Annotated in this window: 21 protein-coding genes; 18 read left to right on the plus strand and 3 right to left on the minus strand. The window is 72.2% G+C overall.

Annotation, left to right across the window (positions count from 1 at the left end; all coding sequences use genetic code 11):
- Positions 1-19: 19 nt before the first annotated feature.
- The 5 genes from GQF42_RS30145 to GQF42_RS30165 all read left to right on the plus strand — a co-directional run bounded on the left by GQF42_RS30145 (position 20) and on the right by GQF42_RS30165 (position 7,318).
- The gene (locus GQF42_RS30145; RefSeq protein WP_199272853.1) at positions 20-559 is read left to right on the plus strand and encodes an LOG family protein; all 540 of its coding nucleotides are present in this window, start codon (positions 20-22) and stop codon (positions 557-559) included.
- 7 nt (positions 560-566) lie between these two features.
- On the plus strand, positions 567-1,265 hold the full coding sequence (locus GQF42_RS30150; protein WP_158925066.1) for an SDR family oxidoreductase: 699 nt from the start codon (positions 567-569) through the stop codon (positions 1,263-1,265).
- Positions 1,266-1,581: 316 nt separating this feature from the next.
- Positions 1,582-2,589 carry a methionine synthase gene (locus GQF42_RS30155; RefSeq protein WP_158925068.1) on the plus strand — a complete coding sequence of 336 codons (1,008 nt, stop codon included), beginning with the start codon at positions 1,582-1,584 and terminating at the stop codon, positions 2,587-2,589.
- A 15-nt stretch (positions 2,590-2,604) separates the two neighbouring features.
- Positions 2,605-4,803, plus strand: coding sequence for an NAD-dependent DNA ligase LigA (ligA, locus tag GQF42_RS30160; protein WP_158925070.1), 2,199 nt, complete (start codon positions 2,605-2,607; stop codon positions 4,801-4,803).
- 259 nt (positions 4,804-5,062) lie between these two features.
- Positions 5,063-7,318, plus strand: a complete 2,256-nt coding sequence (locus GQF42_RS30165; protein ID WP_158925072.1) for a putative bifunctional diguanylate cyclase/phosphodiesterase — start codon at positions 5,063-5,065, stop codon at positions 7,316-7,318.
- A 131-nt stretch (positions 7,319-7,449) separates the two neighbouring features.
- Here the strand turns inward: GQF42_RS30165 and GQF42_RS30170 are convergent, their stop codons facing one another.
- On the minus strand, positions 7,450-8,031 hold the full coding sequence (locus GQF42_RS30170; RefSeq protein WP_158925074.1) for a TetR/AcrR family transcriptional regulator: 582 nt from the start codon (positions 8,029-8,031) through the stop codon (positions 7,450-7,452).
- Between the two features lie 110 nt (positions 8,032-8,141).
- Between GQF42_RS30170 and GQF42_RS30175 the strand changes: the two genes are divergently transcribed.
- The 13 genes from GQF42_RS30175 to GQF42_RS30235 all read left to right on the plus strand — a co-directional run bounded on the left by GQF42_RS30175 (position 8,142) and on the right by GQF42_RS30235 (position 20,690).
- Entirely contained in the window at positions 8,142-8,513 is a 372-nt protein-coding gene (locus GQF42_RS30175) for a DUF4267 domain-containing protein (RefSeq protein WP_158925076.1), read from the plus strand.
- A 23-nt stretch (positions 8,514-8,536) separates the two neighbouring features.
- Complete coding sequence (locus GQF42_RS30180) at positions 8,537-9,031, plus strand: cupin domain-containing protein (protein ID WP_158925078.1); 495 nt, start codon at positions 8,537-8,539, stop codon at positions 9,029-9,031.
- A gap of 107 nt (positions 9,032-9,138) precedes the next feature.
- Positions 9,139-9,435 (plus strand): Asp-tRNA(Asn)/Glu-tRNA(Gln) amidotransferase subunit GatC, encoded by a 297-nt coding sequence (gene gatC, locus GQF42_RS30185; RefSeq protein ID WP_006130840.1) that lies wholly within the window; start codon positions 9,139-9,141, stop codon positions 9,433-9,435.
- A gap of 5 nt (positions 9,436-9,440) precedes the next feature.
- Entirely contained in the window at positions 9,441-10,940 is a 1,500-nt protein-coding gene (gene gatA, locus GQF42_RS30190; RefSeq protein ID WP_158925080.1) for an Asp-tRNA(Asn)/Glu-tRNA(Gln) amidotransferase subunit GatA, read from the plus strand.
- Positions 10,937-11,179 carry a hypothetical protein gene (locus GQF42_RS30195; protein WP_158925082.1) on the plus strand — a complete coding sequence of 81 codons (243 nt, stop codon included), beginning with the start codon at positions 10,937-10,939 and terminating at the stop codon, positions 11,177-11,179. The genes gatA and GQF42_RS30195 overlap by 4 nt, the downstream gene beginning before the upstream one ends.
- 15 nt (positions 11,180-11,194) lie before the next feature.
- Entirely contained in the window at positions 11,195-12,709 is a 1,515-nt protein-coding gene (gene gatB, locus GQF42_RS30200) for an Asp-tRNA(Asn)/Glu-tRNA(Gln) amidotransferase subunit GatB (RefSeq protein ID WP_158925084.1), read from the plus strand.
- A gap of 85 nt (positions 12,710-12,794) precedes the next feature.
- Positions 12,795-13,145 carry a hypothetical protein gene (locus GQF42_RS30205; RefSeq protein WP_158925087.1) on the plus strand — a complete coding sequence of 117 codons (351 nt, stop codon included), beginning with the start codon at positions 12,795-12,797 and terminating at the stop codon, positions 13,143-13,145.
- Between the two features lie 203 nt (positions 13,146-13,348).
- A complete protein-coding gene (locus GQF42_RS30210) occupies positions 13,349-15,583 on the plus strand; it encodes an MMPL family transporter (protein ID WP_158925089.1) in 2,235 nt (744 codons plus the stop codon).
- On the plus strand, positions 15,558-16,133 hold the full coding sequence (locus tag GQF42_RS30215; RefSeq protein ID WP_158925091.1) for a GNAT family N-acetyltransferase: 576 nt from the start codon (positions 15,558-15,560) through the stop codon (positions 16,131-16,133). Before GQF42_RS30210 ends, GQF42_RS30215 begins: the two co-directional genes overlap by 26 nt.
- A gap of 49 nt (positions 16,134-16,182) precedes the next feature.
- Positions 16,183-16,794, plus strand: a complete 612-nt coding sequence (locus GQF42_RS30220) for a hypothetical protein (RefSeq protein WP_158925093.1) — start codon at positions 16,183-16,185, stop codon at positions 16,792-16,794.
- Between the two features lie 197 nt (positions 16,795-16,991).
- A complete protein-coding gene (locus tag GQF42_RS30225; protein ID WP_158925095.1) occupies positions 16,992-17,183 on the plus strand; it encodes a hypothetical protein in 192 nt (63 codons plus the stop codon).
- 149 nt (positions 17,184-17,332) lie between these two features.
- Positions 17,333-20,374, plus strand: a complete 3,042-nt coding sequence (locus GQF42_RS30230; RefSeq protein ID WP_158925097.1) for a helix-turn-helix transcriptional regulator — start codon at positions 17,333-17,335, stop codon at positions 20,372-20,374.
- Positions 20,375-20,423: 49 nt separating this feature from the next.
- Entirely contained in the window at positions 20,424-20,690 is a 267-nt protein-coding gene (locus GQF42_RS30235; protein ID WP_158925099.1) for a DUF6191 domain-containing protein, read from the plus strand.
- Positions 20,691-20,699: 9 nt separating this feature from the next.
- Here GQF42_RS30235 and GQF42_RS30240 read toward each other — a convergent pair whose 3' ends face one another.
- Together GQF42_RS30240 and GQF42_RS30245 are read right to left on the minus strand one after the other, a co-directional pair.
- Positions 20,700-21,848, minus strand: coding sequence for a PQQ-dependent sugar dehydrogenase (locus tag GQF42_RS30240; RefSeq protein ID WP_233273509.1), 1,149 nt, complete (start codon positions 21,846-21,848; stop codon positions 20,700-20,702).
- Positions 21,849-21,984: 136 nt separating this feature from the next.
- Positions 21,985-22,983, minus strand: a complete 999-nt coding sequence (locus tag GQF42_RS30245) for an aldo/keto reductase (RefSeq protein WP_158925102.1) — start codon at positions 22,981-22,983, stop codon at positions 21,985-21,987.
- Positions 22,984-22,986 lie beyond the last annotated feature (3 nt).

Genomic DNA, 22,986 nt, shown 5'->3' on the forward strand with positions numbered 1-22,986 from the left:
CCCGCGTACGGTGGGCGCCATGAACATCTGCGTCTTCCTGTCCGCCGCCGACCTCGACGAGCGGTACACACGCCCCGCGCGCGAGTTCGCGGAACTGATCGGCAAGGCCGGTCACACACTGGTCTGGGGCGGCTCCAACGTCGGGCTGATGAAGGTCGTCGCCGACGGGGTGCACGAGGCGGGCGGCAGGCTGCTGGGCGTGTCCGTGGAGTTCCTCGCGAGCAAGGCCCGGCCCGGCGCCGACGAGATGGTGATCGCCGCGGACCTCGCCGAGCGCAAGAAGCTGCTGCTGGACAAGGCCGACGCCGTGGTGATCATGGTGGGCGGCACCGGCACGCTGGACGAGGCGACCGAGATCCTGGAGCTGAAGAAGCACGGCCGCACCGACAAGCCGGTCGTCCTGCTGAACACCGCGGGCTTCTACGACGGCCTCGAGCAGCAGTTCCGCCGCATGGAGGTCGAGGGTTTCCTGCCGCGCCCGCTGTCCGAGCTGGTGTTCTTCGCCCAGGAGCCGGTCGGCGCGCTGGCCTACCTGGAGGAGTCACTGGGCCACCGCTGATGCGAGCATGGCGGGCATGGCTACTCATGTGATCACCGGCGCCGGTTCCGGCATCGGCGCCGCCGTCGCCCGTCGTCTGCACGCGCGCGGGGACGAACTCGTCCTGCATGCGCGGGACGCGGGCCGCGCGAAGGAGCTGGCGGCCGAGTTCCCCGGCGCCCGCACCCTCGTGGGCGACCTGGCGGACCCGGACCGGCTCTCCTGGGCGTTCTCGCACCAGACCCTCCCGGACCGCGTGGACTGCCTGCTCCACATCGCCGGAGTCGTCGACCTCGGCGGGGTCGGCGAGCTGACCCCCAAGTCCTGGCACCACCAGCTCAACGTCAACCTGATCGCCCCCGCCGAGCTGACCCGGCACTTCCTGCCCCAGCTGCGCGCGGCCCGCGGACATGTGATCTTCGTCAACTCCGGTGCGGGTCTCAGCGCGCACGCCAACTGGTCCGCGTACGCCGCCTCGAAGCACGGCCTGAAGGCCCTGGCGGACTCGCTGCGCCAGGAGGAGCACGCGGGCGGTGTCCGGGTCACCTCGGTCTACCCCGGGCGCACCGCAAGCCCCATGCAGGCCAAGGTCCACCAGCAGGAGGGCAAGGACTACGACGCCGGACAGTGGATCGACCCCGAGTCGGTCGCGACCACGATCCTCATGGCTCTGGACCTGCCTGCGGACGCCGAGGTCAACGACCTGACGGTGCGGCCGGGGCGCTGAGCGCCGACGGCACGGACGGCGCCACGATCCGGGCCCGGCCGACGCGAGCCCGGTCACGCAGCGAGGCGGCGCTGATCCTGGGCGCGCTCCCGGGAAATGCCGCCGCCGTGGAGGCCGCCCGTACCGGTGAACCCCCCGGCGGCGGTGCGCGCGCAGTTCCGTCAGGGCCGCCGGGTCGAAGACCCCGTCCACGACCGGCCGTTCGGGCAGCGGAGTGCCGAGGTCCGGGTTCGCCCGACGGTTTCGGGGGACGGGTGGGCATGGGCCGGGGACCGGGGGCGGAGCCACCCGGGCGCCCACGGCATACCCTGCCGGAGTGAGTGAGAGCAACCAGTTCAGGTTCCCGGCGGCCACCGGCGTCGGATCCATGCCCGGCGGGGACGCCAGGGAAGCGGCCAAGACAGTGACCGGCAGCTTCGAGGACTTCCCGCACCTCGCCGAGCTGCCCGCCCGCGGCCCCGGCGCAGACATGATCGGCCGCAGCGCCGGCCTGCTCGTCGAGCTGTACGCGCGCGTGGAGCCCAGCGGCTGGCGGATCGGCGACCGGCCGGGCCGCGACACCAAGCGCGCCCGCTCCTGGCTGGTCGAGGACCTGGACGCCCTGGAGGAGTTCACCCAGGGATACGAGGGCGATCTCAAGGTGCAGGCCGTCGGGCCCTGGACGCTCGCCGCCGCCCTGGAGCTGAAGAACGGCGAGGCGGCCCTCTCCGACCCCGGCGCCTGCCGCGACCTCGCCGCCTCCCTCGCCGAGGGCCTCCGGCTCCACCTCGCCGAGGTACGGCGCCGCATTCCCGGCGCCCGCCTCGTCCTCCAGCTCGACGAGCCCTCGCTCAGCGCCGTCCTGCGCGGCCACGTCCGTACGGCCAGCGGGTACCGCACCCACCGCGCCGTGGACCGGCAGGTCGTGGAGTCCACGCTGCGGGACGTCATCGCCGTACACGGCGGTGGACCCGTGGCCGTCCACTCCTGCGCCCCCGACGTGCCGTTCGCCCTGCTGCGCCGGGCCGGCGCAGCGGCCGTCTCCTTCGACTTCTCGCTTCTCACCGAGCGTGACGACGACGCGATCGGCGAGGCCGTCGAGGGCGGCACGCGCCTGTTCGCCGGTGTCGTGCCGGGCACGGACGGCCCATTGTCAGACCCTGCCGGTAGCGTCATGGGTGTCAGGACGCTGTGGCGCAGGCTGGGGCTGCATCCGGGGTTGCTCACGGAGGCGGTCACCCTCACCCCGGCGTGCGGTCTGGCGGGCGCTTCCCCCGCCTACGCACGCCAGGCGCTCGCCCACTGCGTCCGGGCGGCGAGATCCCTCGCGGACAACCCAGAGTAACGGGAGGACAACACGGTGGCCGGCGACAAGCAGCAGGCGGAGACGGCAGTGCCCGCCGAGGCACGGGAGAAGCACGCGCAGCTCGCTGAGCAGATCGAGGAGCACCGCTTCCGGTACTACGTGAAGGACGCTCCCGTCATCAGCGACGCCGAGTTCGACAAGCTCCTCAAGACTCTGGAGGCCCTGGAGGAGCAGTACCCGGAGCTGCGCACCCCGGACTCGCCGACCCAGAAGGTCGCGGGGTCGTACGCCACGGACTTCACGGCGGTCGAGCACCGCCAGCGCATGCTCTCGCTCGACAACACCTTCAACGACGAGGAACTGGCCGCCTGGGCCGACCGCATCGCACGCGAACTGGGCGACCAGGAGTACCACTTCCTGTGCGAGCTGAAGGTCGACGGCCTCGCGGTCAACCTCACCTACGAGCACGGCCGGCTCACCCGCGCGGCGACCCGCGGCGACGGCCGCACCGGCGAGGACATCACGCCCAACGTCCGTACGATCGCCGAGATCCCGGACCGTCTGCACGGCGACGAGGTCCCCGACCTGGTGGAGATCCGCGGCGAGGTCTACTTCCCGATGGAGAAGTTCCTCGAGCTGAACGAACGCCTGGTCGCGGCCGGAGACAAGCCGTTCGCCAACCCGCGCAACGCCGCCGCCGGTTCACTGCGCCAGAAGGACCCGCGGGTCACCGCCACCCGCCCGCTGCACATGGTGGTCCACGGCATCGGCGCCCTGGAGGGCTTCACCGGCATGACCCGGCTCTCCCAGGCGTACGACCTGCTCAAGACCTGGGGCCTGCCCACCTCCACGCACAACCGGGTGGTCGACGACCTCGACGGCGTACGGCAGTTCATCGCCCACTACGACGGCGAGATGCGCCACTCCGTGGAGCACGAGATCGACGGTGCGGTCATCAAGCTGGACGAGATCCGCCTCCAGGGCCGCCTCGGCTCCACCGCGCGGGCACCGCGCTGGGCGATCGCGTACAAGTACGCGCCGGAGGAGGTCAACACCAAGCTCGTCGACATCAAGGTGGGCGTCGGCCGCACCGGCCGCGTCACACCGTACGCGCAGGTCGAGCCGGTCACGGTCGCGGGCAGCGAGGTCGAGTTCGCCACCCTGCACAACCAGGAGGTCGTCAAGGCCAAGGGCGTGCTCATCGGGGACACGGTCGTCATCCGCAAGGCCGGTGACGTCATCCCGGAGATCCTCGGGCCGGTGGTCGACCTGCGGGACGGCAGCGAGCGGGAGTTCGTGATGCCGGCGCAGTGCCCCGAGTGCGGCACGCCGCTGCGGCCCATGAAAGAGGGCGACATCGACCTGCGCTGCCCCAACGCCCGTACCTGCCCGGCCCAGTTGCGCGAGCGCGTGTCCTACCTCGCGGGCCGCGAGTGCCTGGACATCGAGGGCTTCGGCGCGGTGGCCGCCGCCGCGCTCACCCGTCCGCTGGAGCCGACCGACCCGCCGCTGGTGGACGAGGGTGACCTGTTCGACCTGACGGTGGAGAAGCTGCTGCCCATCAAGGCCTACGTCCTCGACCCGGACAGTGGTCTGCCCAAGAGGGACCCCAGGACGGGCGAGGAGAAGGTCGCCACGGTCTTCGCGAACCAGAAGGGCGAGCCGAAGAAGAACACCCTCGCCCTGCTGGAGAACATCGAGGCGGCCAAGCAGCGCCCGCTGGCGAGATTCCTCAACGGACTGTCCATCCGGCACGTCGGACCGGTGGCCGCACAGGCCCTCGCCCGCGAGTTCCGCTCCATCGACCGCATCGAACAGGCCACCGAGGAGGAGCTGGCGACCACCGACGGCGTCGGCCCGATCATCGCCACCGCGCTCAAGGAATGGTTCGCCGAGGAGTGGCACCGCGAGATCGTCCGTAAGTGGAAGGCCGCCGGGGTCCCGCTCGAGGACGTGTCGACCGGCGACGACGAGGGTCCGCGCCCGCTGGAGGGGCTCACCGTCGTGGTCACCGGCACGTTGGAGAAGTTCACCCGGGACGGCGCCAAGGACGCGCTGCAGAGCCGGGGAGCGAAGGTGACCGGATCGGTGTCGAAGAAGACGTCGTTCGTCGTTGTGGGTGACAATCCCGGATCAAAGTACGACAAGGCCATGCAATTGAAGGTTCCGGTCCTGAACGAGGACGGTTTCGGAGTCCTCTTGGAGCAGGGCCCGGACGCCGCGGCCGAAGTCGCGCTTCCGACCGAGGAGTAGCGGTTGAAGGCCACCCGATCGGCGCATATCAGATGCATACGGGTGGCCCGGGCGCATTCGGGCAACCGTTGACGACCGGTGCCCGTGGAAGCCTTCCGCGGCCTACTGTTGAGGTGTGCGCCTGCCGTGCCCAGCTGCGGTCGGGGCATCTCCGTGCGCTCTCAAGGTGCGGGGAACGTTTCTTCAACGCGGAGCCGCTGGTGAGTACGGGACATCGGGCCGCGTGGCGTGGGCACCGCCGGGTGTGAGAGGGACGGGAATGGAACCGACCAAGAGCGTCGCCCCGGACTCACGGCTGCGCCTGCGCCGTCGCGCGGGTGCCTGGCGGGGGACCCGGTGGACGGGACGGGGCGCAGGGCGCGCATCAGGCCGGGCCCGCCCGGCCGGACCGGGCACCGTCGCCGAGGCCCATCCGCCGATACCCCTGGCCGCCATCGAGCCCGCCCGCGGCCTGACCGGCGCCGGCACCGATTCGGACGCCGACCGGCATCTGTCCTGGCCCGCGCTGCCCGCGGCCGTCGTGGCCGCGGCCGGATTCGTCCTGGGCGTCGGCTTCTACCGCGCCTTCACCGGCCACCACGCCCTCTTCCCGGGCGGCGCCGTCGGCTGGTCCCTGGCCCTGCTCACCGGCGTCATCGTCGGCCACCTCGTCATGCTGGGCCGCGCCCGCTGGTGGGGCGGTACCGGCTCCGGCGCCGCCCTGACCCTGGCCGTCCTGCTGCTGTACGGCTGGGTGCCGGCCGGCATGGTCAGCCTCACCGTCGTCGTCCTGGTCGGTATCGCCCGGCGTCACCGCTGGCGGCAGGGCGTCCTGCACGGCGCGGTGGACATCCTCGGCATCGCCACCGGCGCCCTGCTGCTCGGCGCGTGCGGTCGCGTCCCGAGCGTCGAGACGCCCTGGCGGCCCGGGAGCTGGAGCTTCGCCACCGCCCCCGAGGTCGTCATGGTCGCCGCCGCCTACCTCGCGGTCAGCCGCGGCCTGTTGTGGTACCTGCACACCCCGCGCGACGGCAAGCTGCCCGCCGTCGACCGTGCCGCCCTGATCAGACAGGGCCTGGTCGCCGTCGCGTTGCTCGGCATCGCACCCCTGCTGTGTGTCGTCGCCGACGCCCAGCCGATCCTGCTGCCGCTGTTCGCCATCCCGCTCATCGCCCTCGACTCCACGCTGTGGATGGCCCGTGCGCGCGCCGAGGAGCAGTTGCGCGACCCGCTGACCGGGCTGCCCAACCGGCAGTGGCTGCTGGAGCGGATCTGGACCGCCCTCGACGACGCCGAACGCATCGGCGCCCGCTCCGCCCTCATGCTGATCGACCTCGACCGTTTCCGGTCGGTGAACGACACCCTCGGTCATCTCGCCGGTGACCGGCTGCTGCTCCAGATAGCCGACCGGCTGCGGCTCGCCCTGCCGCGCGGAGCGGAGGCCGCGCGGCTGGGCGGCGACGAGTTCGCCGTGTTACTCCCCGTCGCCGACTCCACCACGTCGGCCACGCGTGTCGCCCGCGGCCTCGTCGCCGCCCTCAGCTCCCCGCTCGACCTCGAAGGCCTCACGCTCGTCCTGGAGGCCAGCGCCGGCGTCGCCGTCTTCCCCGACCACGCCCTGGACGCCGAAGGACTGCTGCGCCGGGCCGATGTGGCGATGTACCAGGCGAAAAGGGACCGTACGGGCGTGGAGGTGTACGAGTCCAAGCGGGACTCCAACACCCCCGACCGGCTCGGCCTGCTGGGCGACCTGCGCCGGGCGCTGGACGCGCACGAGGTGCAGCTGCACTACCAGCCCAAGGTCCGCTTCGACGGCCAGGTCGCGGGCCTGGAGGCGCTGGTGCGCTGGGTGCATCCCGAGCGCGGCAAGGTGCCGCCGGACGAGTTCATCGCGATCGCCGAGTCCTCCGGGCTGATGCCCCATCTGACCGAGTACGTCCTGGAGACCGCGCTCGGACAGGTCGCCAAGTGGCGCGCGCAGGGGCTCAGGGTCCCGGTCGCCGTCAATGTCTCCCCGCGTGATGTGCACACGCCCGGCTTCGCCGGGTCCGTGGCCGCGCGGCTGGCCCGGCACGGGGTCCCCGCGGGCGCCCTGCAGCTGGAGATAACCGAGCATGTGCTGCTGGAGGACCCGCAGCGGGCCGCGGACACCCTCGCAGGGCTCACCGGGCACGGTGTGAAGATGTCCCTGGACGACTTCGGCACCGGCTACTCCTCGCTGGTGCACCTGCGGCGGCTGCCGGTGAGCGAGCTGAAGATCGACCGTTCCTTCGTGGCCCGGCTGGCCGTCGATGCCGAGGACGCGGAGATCGTGCGCTGCACCGTCGACCTGGCGCACTCGCTGGGGCTGCTCGTCGTCGCCGAGGGCGTGGAGGACGACGAGACGTGGGAGCGGCTGCGAGACATGGGGTGTGACGCCGTTCAGGGGTGGCTGGTCGCCGCGGCGATGCCTCCGGACGAGGCGACGGCGTGGCTGCGGGCCCGGGGCACCCGTGGATGGCAGCGGCCGCGGGCCGCGCTGCCGACCGCCGAGTAGTTCTCCCGCCCGCCCGTGCGACGCGGTCGGGCGGTGGTGGGCCTTTGCCGTGCCGACAGGTCGCCATTCGCGGGGTGCGCGTTCGCCGTGGCGTGTCGCGCAGTTCCCCGCTCCCCTTGCGGGGGCGCTCCTCAGGCCGCCCCCGCGAAGTGGCCGATCAGCAGAGCCAGGCGCCGTTCATGCCCGTCCTGCGGCAGCCGCCCGCTCCGCATCAGGGTCGCCAGACCGTGCAGGCTCGCCCAGAAGGTCTCCGCGAGCAGGCCCGGGTCGTCGCCCTCTGCCGCGATCGGCTCCACCGCCACGAGGAACTGCTCGAACGCGTCCTTGAGCGCCGGCGGAGCCTCGGGGGTCGCGAAGGGAAGGTCCACCAAGTGCGTGAACATCGCGTCGTAGAGGGCGGGCCGGCGGCGGGCGAAGGACGTGTACGTCTGCGCCACCGCCGTCAGCGCCTCCCGGGTGCCCCGCACGCAGGCCCGCGCCTGTCGCAGCTCCGTCGCCAGGTCGGCACACCCCTGCACCGCGACCGCCGCCATGATCGCGGCCTTGCCCCTGAAGTGGCTGTAGAGGACGGGCTGGCTGTACTCGATCTCGGCGGCCAGCCGGCGTGTGGTCACCGCGTCCCAGCCCTCGCTCTCCGCCAGTTCCCGGGCGGCCGTCACGATCAGCCGCTCGCGTTCCGCTCGTTCGCGCTCCCGGCGCGTCTGGGTCGTCATGTCTGGATTCTAGCAACGCTAGTCATTCTGTCGACGCTCTGGTAGCTTCGCTCTCACCGCTAGCGCTGCTAGCAATCGAGGTCGTCGAAGAAGAGCCCAAGGAGTCCGGCATGACTGTCACCGCGTACACGCTCGCCGTCCTGCTCGACCTGTTCTGCGTGTTCCTCGGCTACCGGTTCCTGTTCCGGCCCGGCCCGGCCGCGGCCGGCTACGGAGTCCCGGCCGACCCGCGCGGTGACGCCCGCGCCTATTTGTCGATCAAGGGGCTCAGGGACGGCACCTTCGGGGTGCTGGGCCTGGTTCTGCTGGCCTTCGCCGGTGTGCGTGCCGAGGCGTGGTTCATGGTCGCCGTGGCGCTCGTGCCGCTCGGCGACACGCTGACAGTGCTGCGCAACGGCGGCACGAAAGCCGTCGCGTTCGGGATCCACTTCGCCACCGCGGTCGTTGTGCTGATCAGTGCCGGACTGCTCTTCGCGGTCTGACTGGCGGACAAGGGGAATGTGTCATGTCGCTGTTCGTGCCCAGGTTCGACGACACCGTGGTCGTCCGGGACGCCGAGGCCGAGGTCGTCGGCCGGGCGCCCACTACCGTCAAGCTGCTCGCCGACAGCAGTGCCAGCGGCGGCGCGCTCTCCACGGTCCGGGTCACCCTCGCCGAGGGCGCCGACGGTGCCGTCCCGCATGTGCACCACAACTCCGCCGAGATGTTCTTCCTGCTCGACGGGGCCGCCGAGTTCCTCTCCGGTGACGACGTGGTCTGCGCCGCGCCCGGCGACCTCATCGTCGTCCCGCCGGACCGGCCGCACGCCTTCGCCGCCGCGCCCGGCAGCCCGGCCGACATCCTGATCGTCATCACCCCGGGCGTCGAGCGCTTCGAGTACTTCCGCCACCTCCAGCGCATCCGGCTCGGCGAGGTCACCCGGGAGAGCCTGCTGGAGGTCCAGGAGCTGTACGACAACCACTTCCTGAAGAGTGACGCCTGGGCCGGGCGGCGCCGGTGAGGACGGGGGGCCGGGAACAGGGGCCCGGGAAACCGTTTCACGGGCACGGGGCCCCGCCCCATAGGATTGAGCCCAAACCAAACACACTCACCCCAGAGGATCGCTGCATGCCTGGCATCACGCGCGAGGAGGTCGCCCACCTCGCCCGGCTGGCGCGTCTGGAGCTGAAGCCCGAAGAACTCGACCACTTCGCGGGACAGCTCGACGACATCATCGGCGCGGTCGCCCGCGTCAGCGAGGTCGCCGACCAAGACGTACCGCCGACCTCGCACCCGCTCCCGCTGACGAACGTCATGCGCGCGGACGAGGTCCGTCCCTCGCTCACCCCCGAGCAGGCGCTCTCCGGCGCCCCGGCCCAGGAGCAGCAGCGTTTCAAGGTGCCGCAGATCCTGGGGGAGGAGTGACCACCATGACGGACAGCAACATCATCAAGCTCACGGCCGCGCAGATCGCCGAGAAGATCGCCTCCGGCGAGCTGACGGCGGTCGAGGTCACCGAGGCCCACCTCGCCCGGATCGACGCCGTCGACGAGAAGGTGCACGCCTTCCTGCACGTCGACCGTGAGGGCGCCCTCGCCCAGGCCCGTGCCGTGGACGAGAAGCGGGCCCGCGGCGAGAAGCTCGGCCCGCTGGCCGGCGTCCCGCTCGCGCTCAAGGACATCTTCACCACCGAGGGCGTGCCGACGACCGTCGGCTCGAAGATCCTCGAGGGCTGGATCCCGCCGTACGACGCGACGCTCACCAAGCGCCTCAAGGCCGCCGACGTCGTCATCCTCGGCAAGACCAACATGGACGAGTTCGCCATGGGGTCCTCCACCGAGAACAGCGCCTACGGCCCGACCGGCAACCCCTGGGACCTCACCAAGATCCCCGGCGGCTCCGGCGGTGGCTCCTCGGCCGCGCTGGCCGCCTTCCAGGCGCCCCTCGCCATCGGCACCGACACCGGCGGTTCCATCCGCCAGCCGGCCGCCGTCACCGGCACGGTCGGCGTGAAGCCGACGTACGGCGCGGTCTCCCGCTTCGGCATGGTCGCCTTCTCGTCCTCGCTCGACCAGGGCGGTCCCTGCGCCCGTACGGTCCTGGACGCGGCCCTGCTGCACGAGGTGATCGCCGGGCACGACCCGCTCGACTCCACCTCCGTCGACGCCCCGGTCCCGGCCGTCGTCGAGGCCGCCCGCAACGGCTCCGTCGCCGGCATGCGCGTCGGCGTCGTCAAGCAGTTCCGCGGCGAGGGCTACCAGGCCGGTGTCATCCAGCGCTTCGACGAGTCCGTCGAGCTGCTCAAGGAGCTGGGCGCCGAGATCGTCGAACTGGACTGCCCGTCCTTCGACCTCGCCCTGTCGGCGTACTACCTGATCGCCCCCTCCGAGTGCTCCTCCAACCTCGCCCGCTTCGACGGCCTGCGCTACGGCCTGCGCACCGGCGACGACGGCGGCCACTCGGCCGAGGAGGTCACCTCCCTCACCCGTGAGGCGGGCTTCGGCCCGGAGGTCAAGCGCCGCGTCATGCTCGGCACGTACGCCCTGTCGAGCGGCTACTACGACGCCTACTACGGTTCCGCGCAGAAGGTCCGCACGCTCATCACGCGGGACTTCGAGAAGGCCTTCCAGCAGGTCGACGTGATCGTCTCGCCGACGACCCCGACCACCGCCTTCGCGATCGGCGAGCGCGCCGACGACCCGATGGCGATGTACCTCGCGGACCTGTGCACCATCCCGACCAACCTGGCGGGCAACGCGGCCATGTCCCTGCCCTGCGGCCTCGCCCCGGAGGACAACCTCCCGGTGGGCCTGCAGATCATCGCCCCGGCGATGCAGGACGACCGCCTGTACAAGGTGGGCGCCGCCGTCGAGGCCGCCTTCGTGGAAAAGTGGGGACACCCGCTGCTGGAGGAGGCTCCGTCGCTGTGAGCAACGCACTGTCGAAGGCCAAGGGCTTCAAGAAGTCGAAGTCCGGCACGTACCTGTCCATGGGCACGACCGCGTTCGGCGCGATCGGTGTCGCCAAGCAGATCAAGAAGGCCCGCGCCGAGCACGACACGCTGCGCCTGATCGACGCCACCGTGTCCGCCGTCGCGATCGTCACCGGCCTCGCCATCCTCTACCGCGAGCTGAAGCGGCTGGGCGACGACGACGTCCTGCTGGGCTGAGAGGGAAGTTTCACCGTGACCACCACGACCGACCTGGTGTCGTACGAGGACGCGCTGGCGTCGTACGACCCCGTCATGGGCCTTGAGGTCCATGTCGAACTCGGCACCAAGACCAAGATGTTCTGCGGCTGTTCGACCGAGCTGGGTGCCGAGCCCAACTCGCAGACCTGCCCGACCTGCCTCGGCCTGCCCGGCGCGCTCCCGGTCGTCAACGCGATCGGGGTCGAGTCCGCGATCAAGATCGGCCTCGCGCTGAACTGCGAGATCGCCGAGTGGTGCCGCTTCGCCCGGAAGAACTACTTCTATCCGGACATGCCGAAGAACTTCCAGACCTCCCAGTACGACGAGCCGATCGCCTTCAACGGCTACCTCGACGTGCAGTTGGAGGACGGCGAGACCTTCCGCGTGGAGATCGAGCGTGCCCACATGGAGGAGGACACCGGCAAGTCGACGCACGTCGGCGGCGCCACCGGCCGTATCCACGGCGCGTCCCACTCCCTGCTGGACTACAACCGCGCCGGCATCCCGCTCATCGAGATCGTCACCAAGCCGATCGTGGGCGCCGGCGAGCGCGCCCCCGAGGTGGCGAAGGCGTACGTCCGTGAGCTGCGCGAGGTCATCCGTGCCCTCGGTGTGTCCGAGGCCCGCATGGAGATGGGCCAGATGCGCTGCGACGTGAACCTGTCGCTGATGCCCAAGGGCAGCGAGAAGTTCGGCACGCGCAGCGAGACGAAGAACGTCAACTCGCTGCGGTCCGTGGAGCGTGCGGCCCGCTTCGAGATCATGCGGCACGGGGCCGTGCTCTCCTCCGGCGGCACGATCATCCAGGAGACCCGGCACTTCCACGAGGACACGGGGTCCACGACCTCGGGCCGCGTGAAGGAGGAGGCCGAGGACTACCGGTACTTCCCGGAGCCCGACCTCGTGCCGGTCGCCCCGTCCCGCGAGTGGGTCGAGGAGATCCGCGCCGCGCTGCCGGAGATGCCGCTGGCCCGCCGTACCCGGCTGCTCGCCGAGTGGGGCATCTCGGCCACCGACATGCAGGCGATCCTCAACGCCGGTGCGCTGGACCCGATCGTCGCCACGATCGACGCCGGTGCCGACGCGGCCTCCGCCCGCAAGTGGTGGATGGGCGAACTGGCGCGCAGCGCCAACGAGTCCGGTACGTCCCTGGACGAGCTGGCGATCACGCCGCAGCAGGTCGCCCGGGTCACCGAGCTGGTCGCGAAGGGTGACCTGAACGACAAGCTGGCCCGCCAGGTCATCGAGGGCGTCCTCGCGGGCGAGGGCACCCCGGACGAGGTCGTCGACAAGCGTGGTCTGAAGGTCGTCTCCGACGAGGGCGCGCTCACCACCGCCGTCGAGGAGGCCATCGCCGGTAACCCGGGCATCGCGGACAAGATCCGCGGTGGCAAGGTGGCCGCGGCCGGCGCCCTGGTCGGCGCCGTCATGAAGGCCACCCGGGGGCAGGCCGACGCGGCCCGCGTCAAGGAGCTGATCCTGCAGAAGCTGGGCGTCAGCGAGGGCTGAGCCCGCGGGCTCCGTGCGGCCCCGGAGGCATCTCCTCCGGGGCCGTACGCACGCCTCCCGGCCAAAGGCACTACGCTCGCCCGCCATGAGTGGACGTACCGACTCCGGCACCGAGCCCGCCATAGACACCGGATCCGCCAAGGACGCCGAACCCACCGTCGGTGCCGCGCAGGGCCTGACCGGCCAGGTCACAGAGGCCCGCCGGGCCCGCTGGCTCGCTACCGGTACCGGCGTCCTGCTGACCCTCGCCGGGCTCGCCGCCTCCCTGTTCAAGCTCACCGCGTCCGCCCCCGCCCGCGTCTGCGCCGCCTACGCCCTGGGAGCCGCCGTGTGCGCGCTCGCCGCGCTGCTGGGCGCCCGGGGCCGTACCCGCAGGGCCCTGTGGCTGATGATCGTCGGGGCGATGGTCATGGCGCTCGGGGACCAGTCCGACTGAAGTGACCGCGCGGGCGACAGAGTTCGCGGAACTGTCTGTGACGTCCCTCCCACTCGTGTGAAGAAGCCCACGAACAGGGCAAACGATCACGTTCGCCTGCAAGAGTGTCTTGCGATTGCTCATCCGTTCTTTGCGGGCTGTTCAGTTTATGGACGATCGTTCCCGGCCAAAGATCCACAAATCGTCATCCTGGGAGCGCGTCCGTGGCAGACCTCGCTCGTTGGTGTGTCCGGCATCGGCTGATGGCCGTGCTGCTGTGGCTGCTCGCCTTCGGCGGGGTGAGCGCCGTCGCCGCGCTCGCCGGTACGTCGTACTCCAACAACTACGAGGTCCCGGGCACCGAGTCCGGCCGGGCGGAGCAGCTGCTCAAGCAGGGCTTCCCAGGCCTGGGCGGGGACAGTGACACCGTCGTCTGGCACACCGGCGGCGACACCGTGCGCGCCACCGGCGTCGAGCAGACCATGACCCGCACCCTCGACCGGATCGCCGCCCTGCCCGACGTGGCCTCGGTGTCGGGCCCGTACGGCCGCGAGGGCGCGCACCGGATCAGCGCCGATGGCCGTACGGCCTACGCCACCGTCACGTTCGCCCGGCCCTCCGGGGAGATCGGCAAGTCCGAGGCGCAGGCCGTGGTACGCACCGCCAAGGCGGCAGAACGCGACGGGCTCCAGGTGGAGCTGGGCGGCGACGCGATCGGGCTCACCGCGTCCCCGCGCGAGCACACCGCCGAGCTGGTCGGCGTGCTCGTCGCGGCCGCCGTGCTGTTCCTCGCCTTCGGTTCGCTCGCCGCCTCCCTGCTGCCCATCGCCACCGCGGTGGTCGGCGTCGGCACCGCGTACGGCGGCATAGGGCTGCTCGGACACGCCATGACCGTCGCCGACTTCGCGCCCATGCTCGGCATGCTGATCGGGCTCGGCGTCGGTATCGACTACGCGCTGTTCATCGTCACCAGACACCGGCGCGGTCTCAAACGCGGGCTGAGCGTCACCGAGGCCGCCGTGAACGCCGTGGCCACCACGGGACGGGCCGTCGTCTTCGCGGGTGCGACGGTGTGCATCGCCCTGCTGGGGATGCTGATACTGCGGCTGGGCTTCCTCAACGGGGTCGCCGTGGCCGCCTCGTTGACGGTGGTGCTCACCGTCGCGGCCTCGGTCACGCTGCTGCCCGCCCTGCTGTCGTACATCGGACCGCGCGCCCTCAGCCGCCGCGAGCGGTGCCGGCTGGCCGCGCACGGGCCGAGCCCGGAGCTGCCCACGGGGTTCGCCGCCCGCTGGTCCGCGCTGGTCGAACGCCACCCCAAACTGCTCGGCGCGCTCGCCCTCGCCGTCATCGCCGTCCTCGCCCTGCCCACCTTCTCGCTGCACCTCGGCACCTCCGACCAGGGCAACGACCCGCGCACCTCCACCACCCGCAAGGCCTACGACCTGCTCGCCGAGGGGTTCGGCCCCGGTGTGAACGGGCCGCTGACCCTGGTGACCCGGGTGGACGGCGCCGCCGACAGGCTCGCCCTGGACAACCTCGACACCACCCTGCGCGCCACCCGGGACGTCGCCTCCGCCACCCCGGTCACCTACAACACCGGCGGCGACACCGCCTATCTCACGGTCGTCCCCGCCTCCGCGCCCCAGTCGCAGCACACCAGCGACCTCGTGGACCGGCTGCGCGAGCACGTGCTGCCTCGCGCCGAGACCGGCACCTCCCTCGACATCCAGGTCGGCGGGGTGACTGCGGGTTACGACGACTTCGCGGACGTGATCGTCGGCAAACTCCCGCTGTTCGTCGGCGTGGTCGTCGGGCTCGGCTGCTTCCTGCTGCTGGTCGCGTTCCGCTCGCTCGGCATCCCGGCGAAGGCCGCCGTGATGAACATCGCCGCCGTGGCTGCGGCGTTCGGCATCGTCGTCGCCGTCTTCCAGTGGGGCTGGGGCAGTGAACTGCTGGGCCTCGGCCGGGCCGGGCCCATCGAGCCCTTCCTGCCTGTGATCATGGTCTCGGTCCTCTTCGGCCTCTCCATGGACTACCAGGTGTTCCTGGTCAGCCGGATGTACGAGGAATGGCTGGAGACCGGGGACAACCGCCGGGCCGTCCGGGTGGGCCTCGCCGAGACCAGCCGGGTCATCAACTCCGCCGCGGTGATCATGATCTCGGTCTTCCTCGCCTTCGTGCTCAGCGGCGACCGGGTCATCGCCATGTTCGGCATCGCGCTGGCCGCCGCCGTCGCCCTCGACGCGTTCGTGCTGCGCACACTGCTCGTACCCGCGCTGATGCACCTGCTGGGCGCCGCCAACTGGTGGCTGCCCGCCTGGCTGGAGCGCCGACTGCCGCGCATCAGCATCGAGCCGCCCGAGTGCCGGAGCGCACATGAGAGGCTCGGGAACGTCTCGATGGCACAGCTCGGAGATGAACAGGAGCACGATGTACGCGATACCCCTGGGCGATGACGGCGCCGAACTGCGACCCCTCGAGGTCTGGCACGCCGAGGAGGTCCTCGCCAACATCGACCGGGGACGGGAGTTCATCGGCCGGCACGTCGGGCTGCCGGACGTGGTGTCCGACCTGGACGGCGCACGTGGGTGGCTGACGTCGTACGCCGAGAAGCGGGCCGCCGACGGAGGCAGTCTGCACGGCATCTGGCTGGACGGGACGCTCGTCGGCGGGCTGCTGTTCCGCGTGTGGGACACCCCGAGCGGCGTGTGCGAGGCCGGCTGCTGGCTGGAGCCGGCGGCGGCCGGGCGCGGACTGGTCACGCGGGGCATGCGGACGCTGCTGGACTGGGCCTTCGAGGAGCGCGGCATGCACCGCGTGGAGTGGCACGTCTCCTCGGCGAACGAGCCCAGCATCAACGTGGCCCGGCGCCTCGGCATGACCCGCGAGGGCGTGCTCCGCGAGAACTACCCGCACCGGGGCGAGCGCACCAGCACCGAGATCTGGTCGGTCCTCGGCCCCGAGTGGCGTGAGGCACGCGCGCGTACCGCGCACGCCGCTCCCTGACATTCGATCATTAAGAGACCTCTCAGACAGCGTCCGTACGGTGCCGGGCATGGCTACGAAGACAGACGAAGGCGCCGGGACGGGCGCTCCCGGCACCGAGGCACAGACCGACGAGAAGGCCGTGGCGGCCACGCAGGCTCCGCAGGAGGACGCGGGGCACGAGGACGCCGTCGAGGAACAGACCCTGGAGGACGACGAGGCCACGCAGGACGAGGCTCAGGAGGAGGACGACGGCGCGGAGCAGGAACCCGCGGCGCAGAAGGTGCCCTCCGGGGTCGGTCAGGGCGCCGGTGCCGTCGTCTCCGCCGCACTGGGCCTGGTCTCGCTGAGCGGCGGCTGGATCGGCACCGTCGCGGGCGCCCGCCAGCAGCTCATCGGCCAGCTGCGCACCTCCTCCACCGCGACCGTCGCCAAGCAGATCAAGGCGGTCTACGGCGACGCCTGGCACAGCACCGCCCTGTGGGCCGGCCTGTTCGCGCTGGCCGCGCTGCTCACCGGTGTGGTCGTGCTCGCCCGCCCCGCGTTCGGCGTTCCGGGCCGTCCGCAGGCGCCGTGGATCAAGTCGGTCGCCTGGGCGGGTGTCTCGCTCGGTGTCATCGGCCTGGTCCTGGCCGGGCTGAAGTACTCCGACGCGCTGCTCGGCCTGCCCTCGACGGGCTGAGGAACCGCAGGTCCCCGGGGCCTTAGGTCGTCCATGCCCCCCCTTATGGATGCCCTGAGGCCCCTTACGCGCGCGTGCCGCCCGCGGGCGGCACGAAGATACGGAACTCTCCCGATGCGGCACATCCCCCTCGGGGACGACGGTGGAGGCATCGCAGAACGCGAAGCACGACACCGGCTCTCTCCGAAGGAAACGCCATGCTCGAGATCGAGTACCACAAGGCCCGTGCCGCCCAGCTGATCCGCGAGGCCGAGCAGGAGCGGCTGGCCCGCTCCGTCACCCGGGCCCGCCGCACCGCCCGCGACCCGCAACCGGCCGGCCACGACGGCATGGGTGCCGAGTCCCATACCGACCGGCCCCACCGGCACCGGCTCCCGCGCGCCGCGTGACCACCGCCCCGGCGGGCCCGGGCGGGACGGAGGGGGGCCGTACGGGGGTCGGCCGCCGTCCGTCCCGTGCCACGACCCTCCAGGCCGTCGGTACGAAGATCGCACCGGGTCTGTGGAAAACCGCTGCCCCACTCCCCGGGCCTCGTGCGATGCTCGGGCCCGTGGAGACCAGGTCCGTCAGTCCCGTGTTCGTCGGCCGCACCGACGAGTTGGACACGCTGAACGAAGCGCTCGCCCGCGCCGCAGCCGGCGAGCCGCAGGCGCTGCTGCTCGGCGGTGAGGCCGGCGTCGGCAAGACCCGCCTCGTCGAGGAGTTCGCCGCGGCCGCCGGCCGGCATGCGGTGGTGGCCGTCGGCGGCTGCGTCGAGATCGGTGCGGACGGGCTGCCGTTCGCCCCCTTCTCCACCGCACTGCGCGCCCTGCGCGACGCCCTGTCCGAACAGTTCGCCGCCGCCGCGCACGGACAGGAGGAGGAGCTGGCCCGCCTCCTGCCCGACCTGGGCGAGGCCGGCACCGGCCGCCATGACGAGCAGGGCATGGCCCGCCTGTTCGAGCTGACCGCCCGGCTGCTGGAGCGCGTCGCCGCCGAGCAGCCGGTCGTGTTCGTCCTGGAGGACCTGCACTGGGCCGACGCCTCCACCCGCCACCTCCTCGCCTACCTCTTGCGCACCCTGCGCGCCGGCCGGCTCCTCGTCCTCGCCAGCTACCGATCGGACGACATCCACCGTCGCCACCCGCTGCGCCCCCTGCTCGCCGAACTCGACCGGCTGCGCACGGTCCGCCGTATCGAACTCGCCCGCTTCACCCACGAGGAGGTCGGCCGCCAGATCGCCGGCATCCTCGCCGCCGAACCCGACCCCGCCCGGGTGGACGTGATCTTCGAACGCTCCGACGGCAACGCCTTCTTCGTCGAGGAACTCGCCGTCGCGGGCTGTGAGGGGCGCTGCACCGGTCTCACCGACTCCCTGCGCGATCTGCTCCTGGTGCGGGTGGAGCGGCTGCCCGAGACCGCCCAGCGGGTCGCCCGGATCGTCGCCGAGGGCGGCTCCACCGTGGAGTACCGGCTGATCGCCGCCGTCGCCCAGCTCGCCGAGGACGACCTCATCGAGGCGCTGCGGGCCGCCGTCGGCGCCAACATCCTCACCGTCACCCCGGCCGGCGACGGCTACCGCTTCCGGCACTCCCTGGTCCGCGAGGCCGTCGCCGACGACCTGCTGCCCGGCGAGCGCTCCCGGCTCAACCGCCGCTACGCCGAGGCCCTGGAGGCCGAGCCCGCGCTCGTCCCGGCCGACGCGCGCGTGATGCGCCTGGCCAGCTACTGGTACCACGCGCACGACGCCGCCAAGGCCCTGCCCGCCGTCCTGGACGCCTCCGTCGTGGCCCGCCGCCGGCACGCCTACACCGAGCAACTGGAGCTTCTGGAGCGGGCGATGGAGCTGTGGGACGGCGTCCCCGAGGAGGTGCGCTCGGTCCTGCGCCCGGTGGACTACACCGAGGACTACCCTCCGTGCGGCTGCGATCCGGCCACCACCCCGCTGCGCTATCTCGACCTGATGGCCGAGGCTGCCGTCGCGGGCCGGTTCGGCGGTGAACGGGAACGGGCACTGAAGATCACCAAGCGCGCGCTGCGCCTGCTGGAGGACGACCCCGACCCGCTGCGCGCCGCCTGGTTCTGGATCCAGCGCTCCCGCCTGGTCCAGGCCCTGGCCCGCGGCGACGGCTGGCAGGAACTGGCCACCGCCCAGGACCTGGTGCGCGGCCTGCCGCCCTCGGAGGTGCACGCGGACGTGCTGGCCAACGTGGCCGGCTGGTCCATGCTCCACCGGCCGGGCCCCGAGGCCTTCGCCGCCGCCGAGCGAGCCGTGGAGTACGCGCGCATGGTGGGCGTCCGCGACATCGAACTGCATGCGCGCCTCACCCTCGGCGGTCTCAAGGTCGACGCCGGCGACACCGAGGCCGGCCTCGCGGAGATGCGGCAGGTGCTGCGGGACACCCTCGCCGAGGGCGTGCGCCAGGTCGCGGGCCGCGCCTATGTGAACCTGCCCTCCGAGCTGCAGAGCGTCGGCCGCGACCGGGAGGCCGTCCCCCTGCTGCACGAGGGCATCGCCTTCGCCCGGGCGCACGGGCTGCTGGACTCCGAGGGCTGGATACGGGGCAACCTCTCCGAGGCGCTCTACGCGCTCGGCCAGTGGCCGGAGGCAGCCGAGTCCGCCATGCACGGGGCCAGGGGCGCCCACAGCGTCAAGGCCCGCGGCCAGGGCGCCCTGCGCCTGGCCTATCTCGCCCTGGCCCGCGGCGATCTGGCCGAGGCCGGCCGGCACCTCGCCGCCGCCCGCGCCCACTACGGCACCCACGATCCCATGCCCCAGCACTCCCTGCCGCTGGCCCGCATCACCCTCGGCCTCGCCGCCGCCGAGGGCCGCATCGCCGACGCCCGCGCCGAGCTGCTCCGGGCCCTGGACACCGGGTTCCCGCCCGGCACCCACCGCTACGGCTGGCCGCTGCTGCTGGCGGCCGCCACCGCCGAGGCCGACACCCGCACCCTGCCCGCCGCCCGGCCCGGCCGCGAGGAGATCCTCGGCCGCCTCATCGAGGCCGTACGGAAACTCACCACCGGCGTCCCGCTGTGGCAGGCCTACGACCAGTGGACCCGCGCCGAGCTGCTGCGCGCACAGGGCACGGACACCACCGACGCCTGGTCACCGGTGGTCACCGCCTTCGAGTGCCTGGACCGCCCCTACGACCTCGCCCGGGTCCGCCACCGCCTCGCCGCGGCACTCCTCGCCGCCGGTGGCGAGGACGAACGCGACCGCGCGGTGGACCTGCTCCGGCTGTCCGGGGCGGTCGCCGCCCACCTCGGCGCCCGTCCCCTCGCCGACGAGGTGACCCGGCTCGCCCAGCGCGCCCGCCTCAGCCTGACCCACGCGCCACGCCAGGCCCTCGCCGCCGCCGACCCGGCCGCGTCCCTGGGCCTGACCAGCCGGGAGCGGGACGTCCTGCGCCTCGTCTCGGCCGGCCGCACCAACCGCCAGATAGCCGAGGAGCTGTTCATCTCCCCCAAGACGGCGAGCGTCCACGTCTCCAACATCCTGAGCAAGCTCGGCGTCTCGGGCAGAGGGGAGGCGGCGGCCGTGGCGCACCGGCTGGGCCTGTTCCCGGCCGAGACGGCCACTGCCCCCACGGCGGGGTGACTCGTACGCTGGAGGAAACGGGCCAGAGGCAGGAAGCGGGGGAGAAGCGGTGTTCAACGCCTTCGAGGAACTGTTCGCGCCCAGCCGCAAGCACACCCATGAAGAGCAGAACCGTCTGGAGCTGACCCGGGAGGACGTCGGGGACACCGACCCCGGCCGGGGGCCGATAGATCTGGCTTCGGGAAAGGTGGTCGTACGCCCGCGCACGGCGCCGCCCCCGGAAGAGGAAGCGGCGGAAGGGAAGGCTGCGGAAGCGGAAGCCGGGGGAGCCATGGAGGGGAGGACTGCGCAGGAGGCGGCCGCGGAGGGCGACTAGGCCCTGTCGTCACCGCACCCGGACCTCCAGCACCCGGTCGTCTCCCTTCGCCGGCCGGCCCCGGCCGTCCGTGTTGCTCGTCACCAGCCAGACCCTGTCGCCGCCTGCCGCGACGACCGTGCGCAGGCGGCCGTACTCGCCGGTGAGGAAGGCCTGCGGGGCCGCGGCGGCCTGCGTGCCCTGCAGCGGGATACGCCACAGGCGCCGGCCCTTCAGGCCCGCCATCCAGATCACGCCGTCGACGTAGGCGATGCCGCTGGGGGAGGCGTCGCCGGTGTGCCACTGGGCGAGCGGGTTCTGCAAGGCGGCGTCGGAGGATCTGCCCTCGGCGGCAGGCCAGCCGTAGTCGCCGCCGGGCTTGATCGCGTTCAGCTCGTCCCAGGTGTCCTGCCCGAACTCCGAGGCGAACAGCCGCTGTCGGCCGTCCCAGGCCAGGCCCTGCACGTTCCGGTGGCCGTACGAGTACACCGGTGAACCGGGGAAGGGATTCCCCGGCGCCGGATCGCCCTCGGGGGTCAGGCGCAGGATCTTGCCGCCCAGGGACTTCCTGTCCTGGGCCAGGCCGCGCTCGCCGCTCTCGCCGGTGCCCGCGTACAGCATCCCGTCCGGGCCGAACGCGATACGGCCGCCGTTGTGGACGGCGCCCTTGGGAATGCCCTTGAACACCGTGTCCGGAGCGCCCAGTTGCTCACCGGCAGGCTTTCGCTCGTCGTACAGCATGCGGACGATGCGGTTGTCCGAGGCGGAGGTGAAGTAGGCGTAGATCATGTGGTCCGAGGCGTAGCCGGGGGAGAGGGCGATGCCCAGCAGGCCGCCCTCCCCGGCCGGGGAGACCCCGGAGACCGTACCCAACTCGGTCTTCCTGCCGGTGTTTTCGTCGATCCGGGTGATCGTCCCGTCGTCGCGGGAGGAGACCAGCAGGCCGCCGCCCGGCAGCGGGGCCAGTCCCCAGGGCGTCTTGAGTCCCTCGGCCACCGTGCGCAGCACCTTCGCCGAGCCCCTGGCCGGCGGCGCCGGGTCGGCGGACCGTCCGGAGGGGGCGGCGCCGCTCGACCGGGTGAGCCCGCCGTCGAGCGGCAGGCGCCCGCCAGGGGAGCCGTTCCCGCCCGAGGAGCAGCCGGCCGTCAGCAGCAGGGCGGCGGCCAACACGGCTGTCACGGCGCGATGTTGCACGATCGGTCCCCTTCGGCCGGCAGTGGTCTCGGCATCCTCACCCTCACCCTCTCCTACCCACATCACGCCCACCCTGCCCCGGCGAACCGGTGCACGCTCGTCCTCCCGGCCGTACTGCCGGTCAGTCCCACGAGCCCTGGGCCGCCGGCAGACGGGATATCTCCGTCAGGTCCTGCTCGGTCAGGCGCAGGGCGGCTGCCGCCGCGTTCTGGGATGCCCAGTGTTCCCGCTTCGTGCCCGGTACGGCGATCACATGGCGGCCCTGGGTGAGGACCCAGGCGAGGGCCACCTGGGCCGGGGTGACGTCCCCGCCGTGGCGGTGCGCGATGCGGCGCAGGCCCGCGACGATCGGCTGGTTGGCGGCCATCATCTCGGCCGTGAAACGGGGGTGGCGGGCGCGCAGGTCGTCCGGTTCGAAGCCCTCGCCGGGCGTCAGCGTGCCGGTCAGGAAGCCATTGCCCAGCGGCATCGCCGCAAGGAACCCCACGCCCCGCGCCTCGCACCACGGCAGCAGCCCCTGCACCGCCTCCGGCGACCACACCGACAGCTCCGCCTGCACCGCCGCCACCGGGAAGACCTGCTGCACGCGCCGCAACTGGCGCAGGGTGGCGTCGTACAGCCCGGTGCCCGAGCGCCGGCCGCCGCGCGCGCCGACCGCGCACAGCCCCAGTGCCCGTACCTTGCCGGCCCGTACCAGTTCCGCCATCGCGCCCCACGTCTCCTCGATCGGGACCTCGGGGTCCGCGCGGTGCAACTGGTAGAGGTCGATGACGTCGGTCTGCAGGCGCCTGAGCGAGGCGTCGCAGGCGCGCTTCACATAGCCGGGGCGGCCGTTGGCCACGATGTGCTGCTCGCCCACCAGCAGCCCCGCCTTCGTGGACACGAAGGCGTCCCCGCGGCGCTCCCTGAGTACCCGGCCGAGCAGCAGCTCGTTGGTGAACGGGCCGTACATGTCCGCCGTGTCCAGGAGACCCGAGCCCAGGTCCAGCGCCCGGTGCACGGTTCTCAGCGACTCCTCGCCGCGCCGCCGCGAGGCGCTGTACGCCCAGCTCATCGGCATGCATCCGAGTCCGACGGCCCCCACCGCGAGTGCTCCCGCGCCGATCGTCCTGCGCTCCACCTG

It is taken from the genome of Streptomyces broussonetiae, assembly GCF_009796285.1.
GTDB classification, from domain to species: Bacteria; Actinomycetota; Actinomycetes; order Streptomycetales; family Streptomycetaceae; genus Streptomyces; species Streptomyces broussonetiae.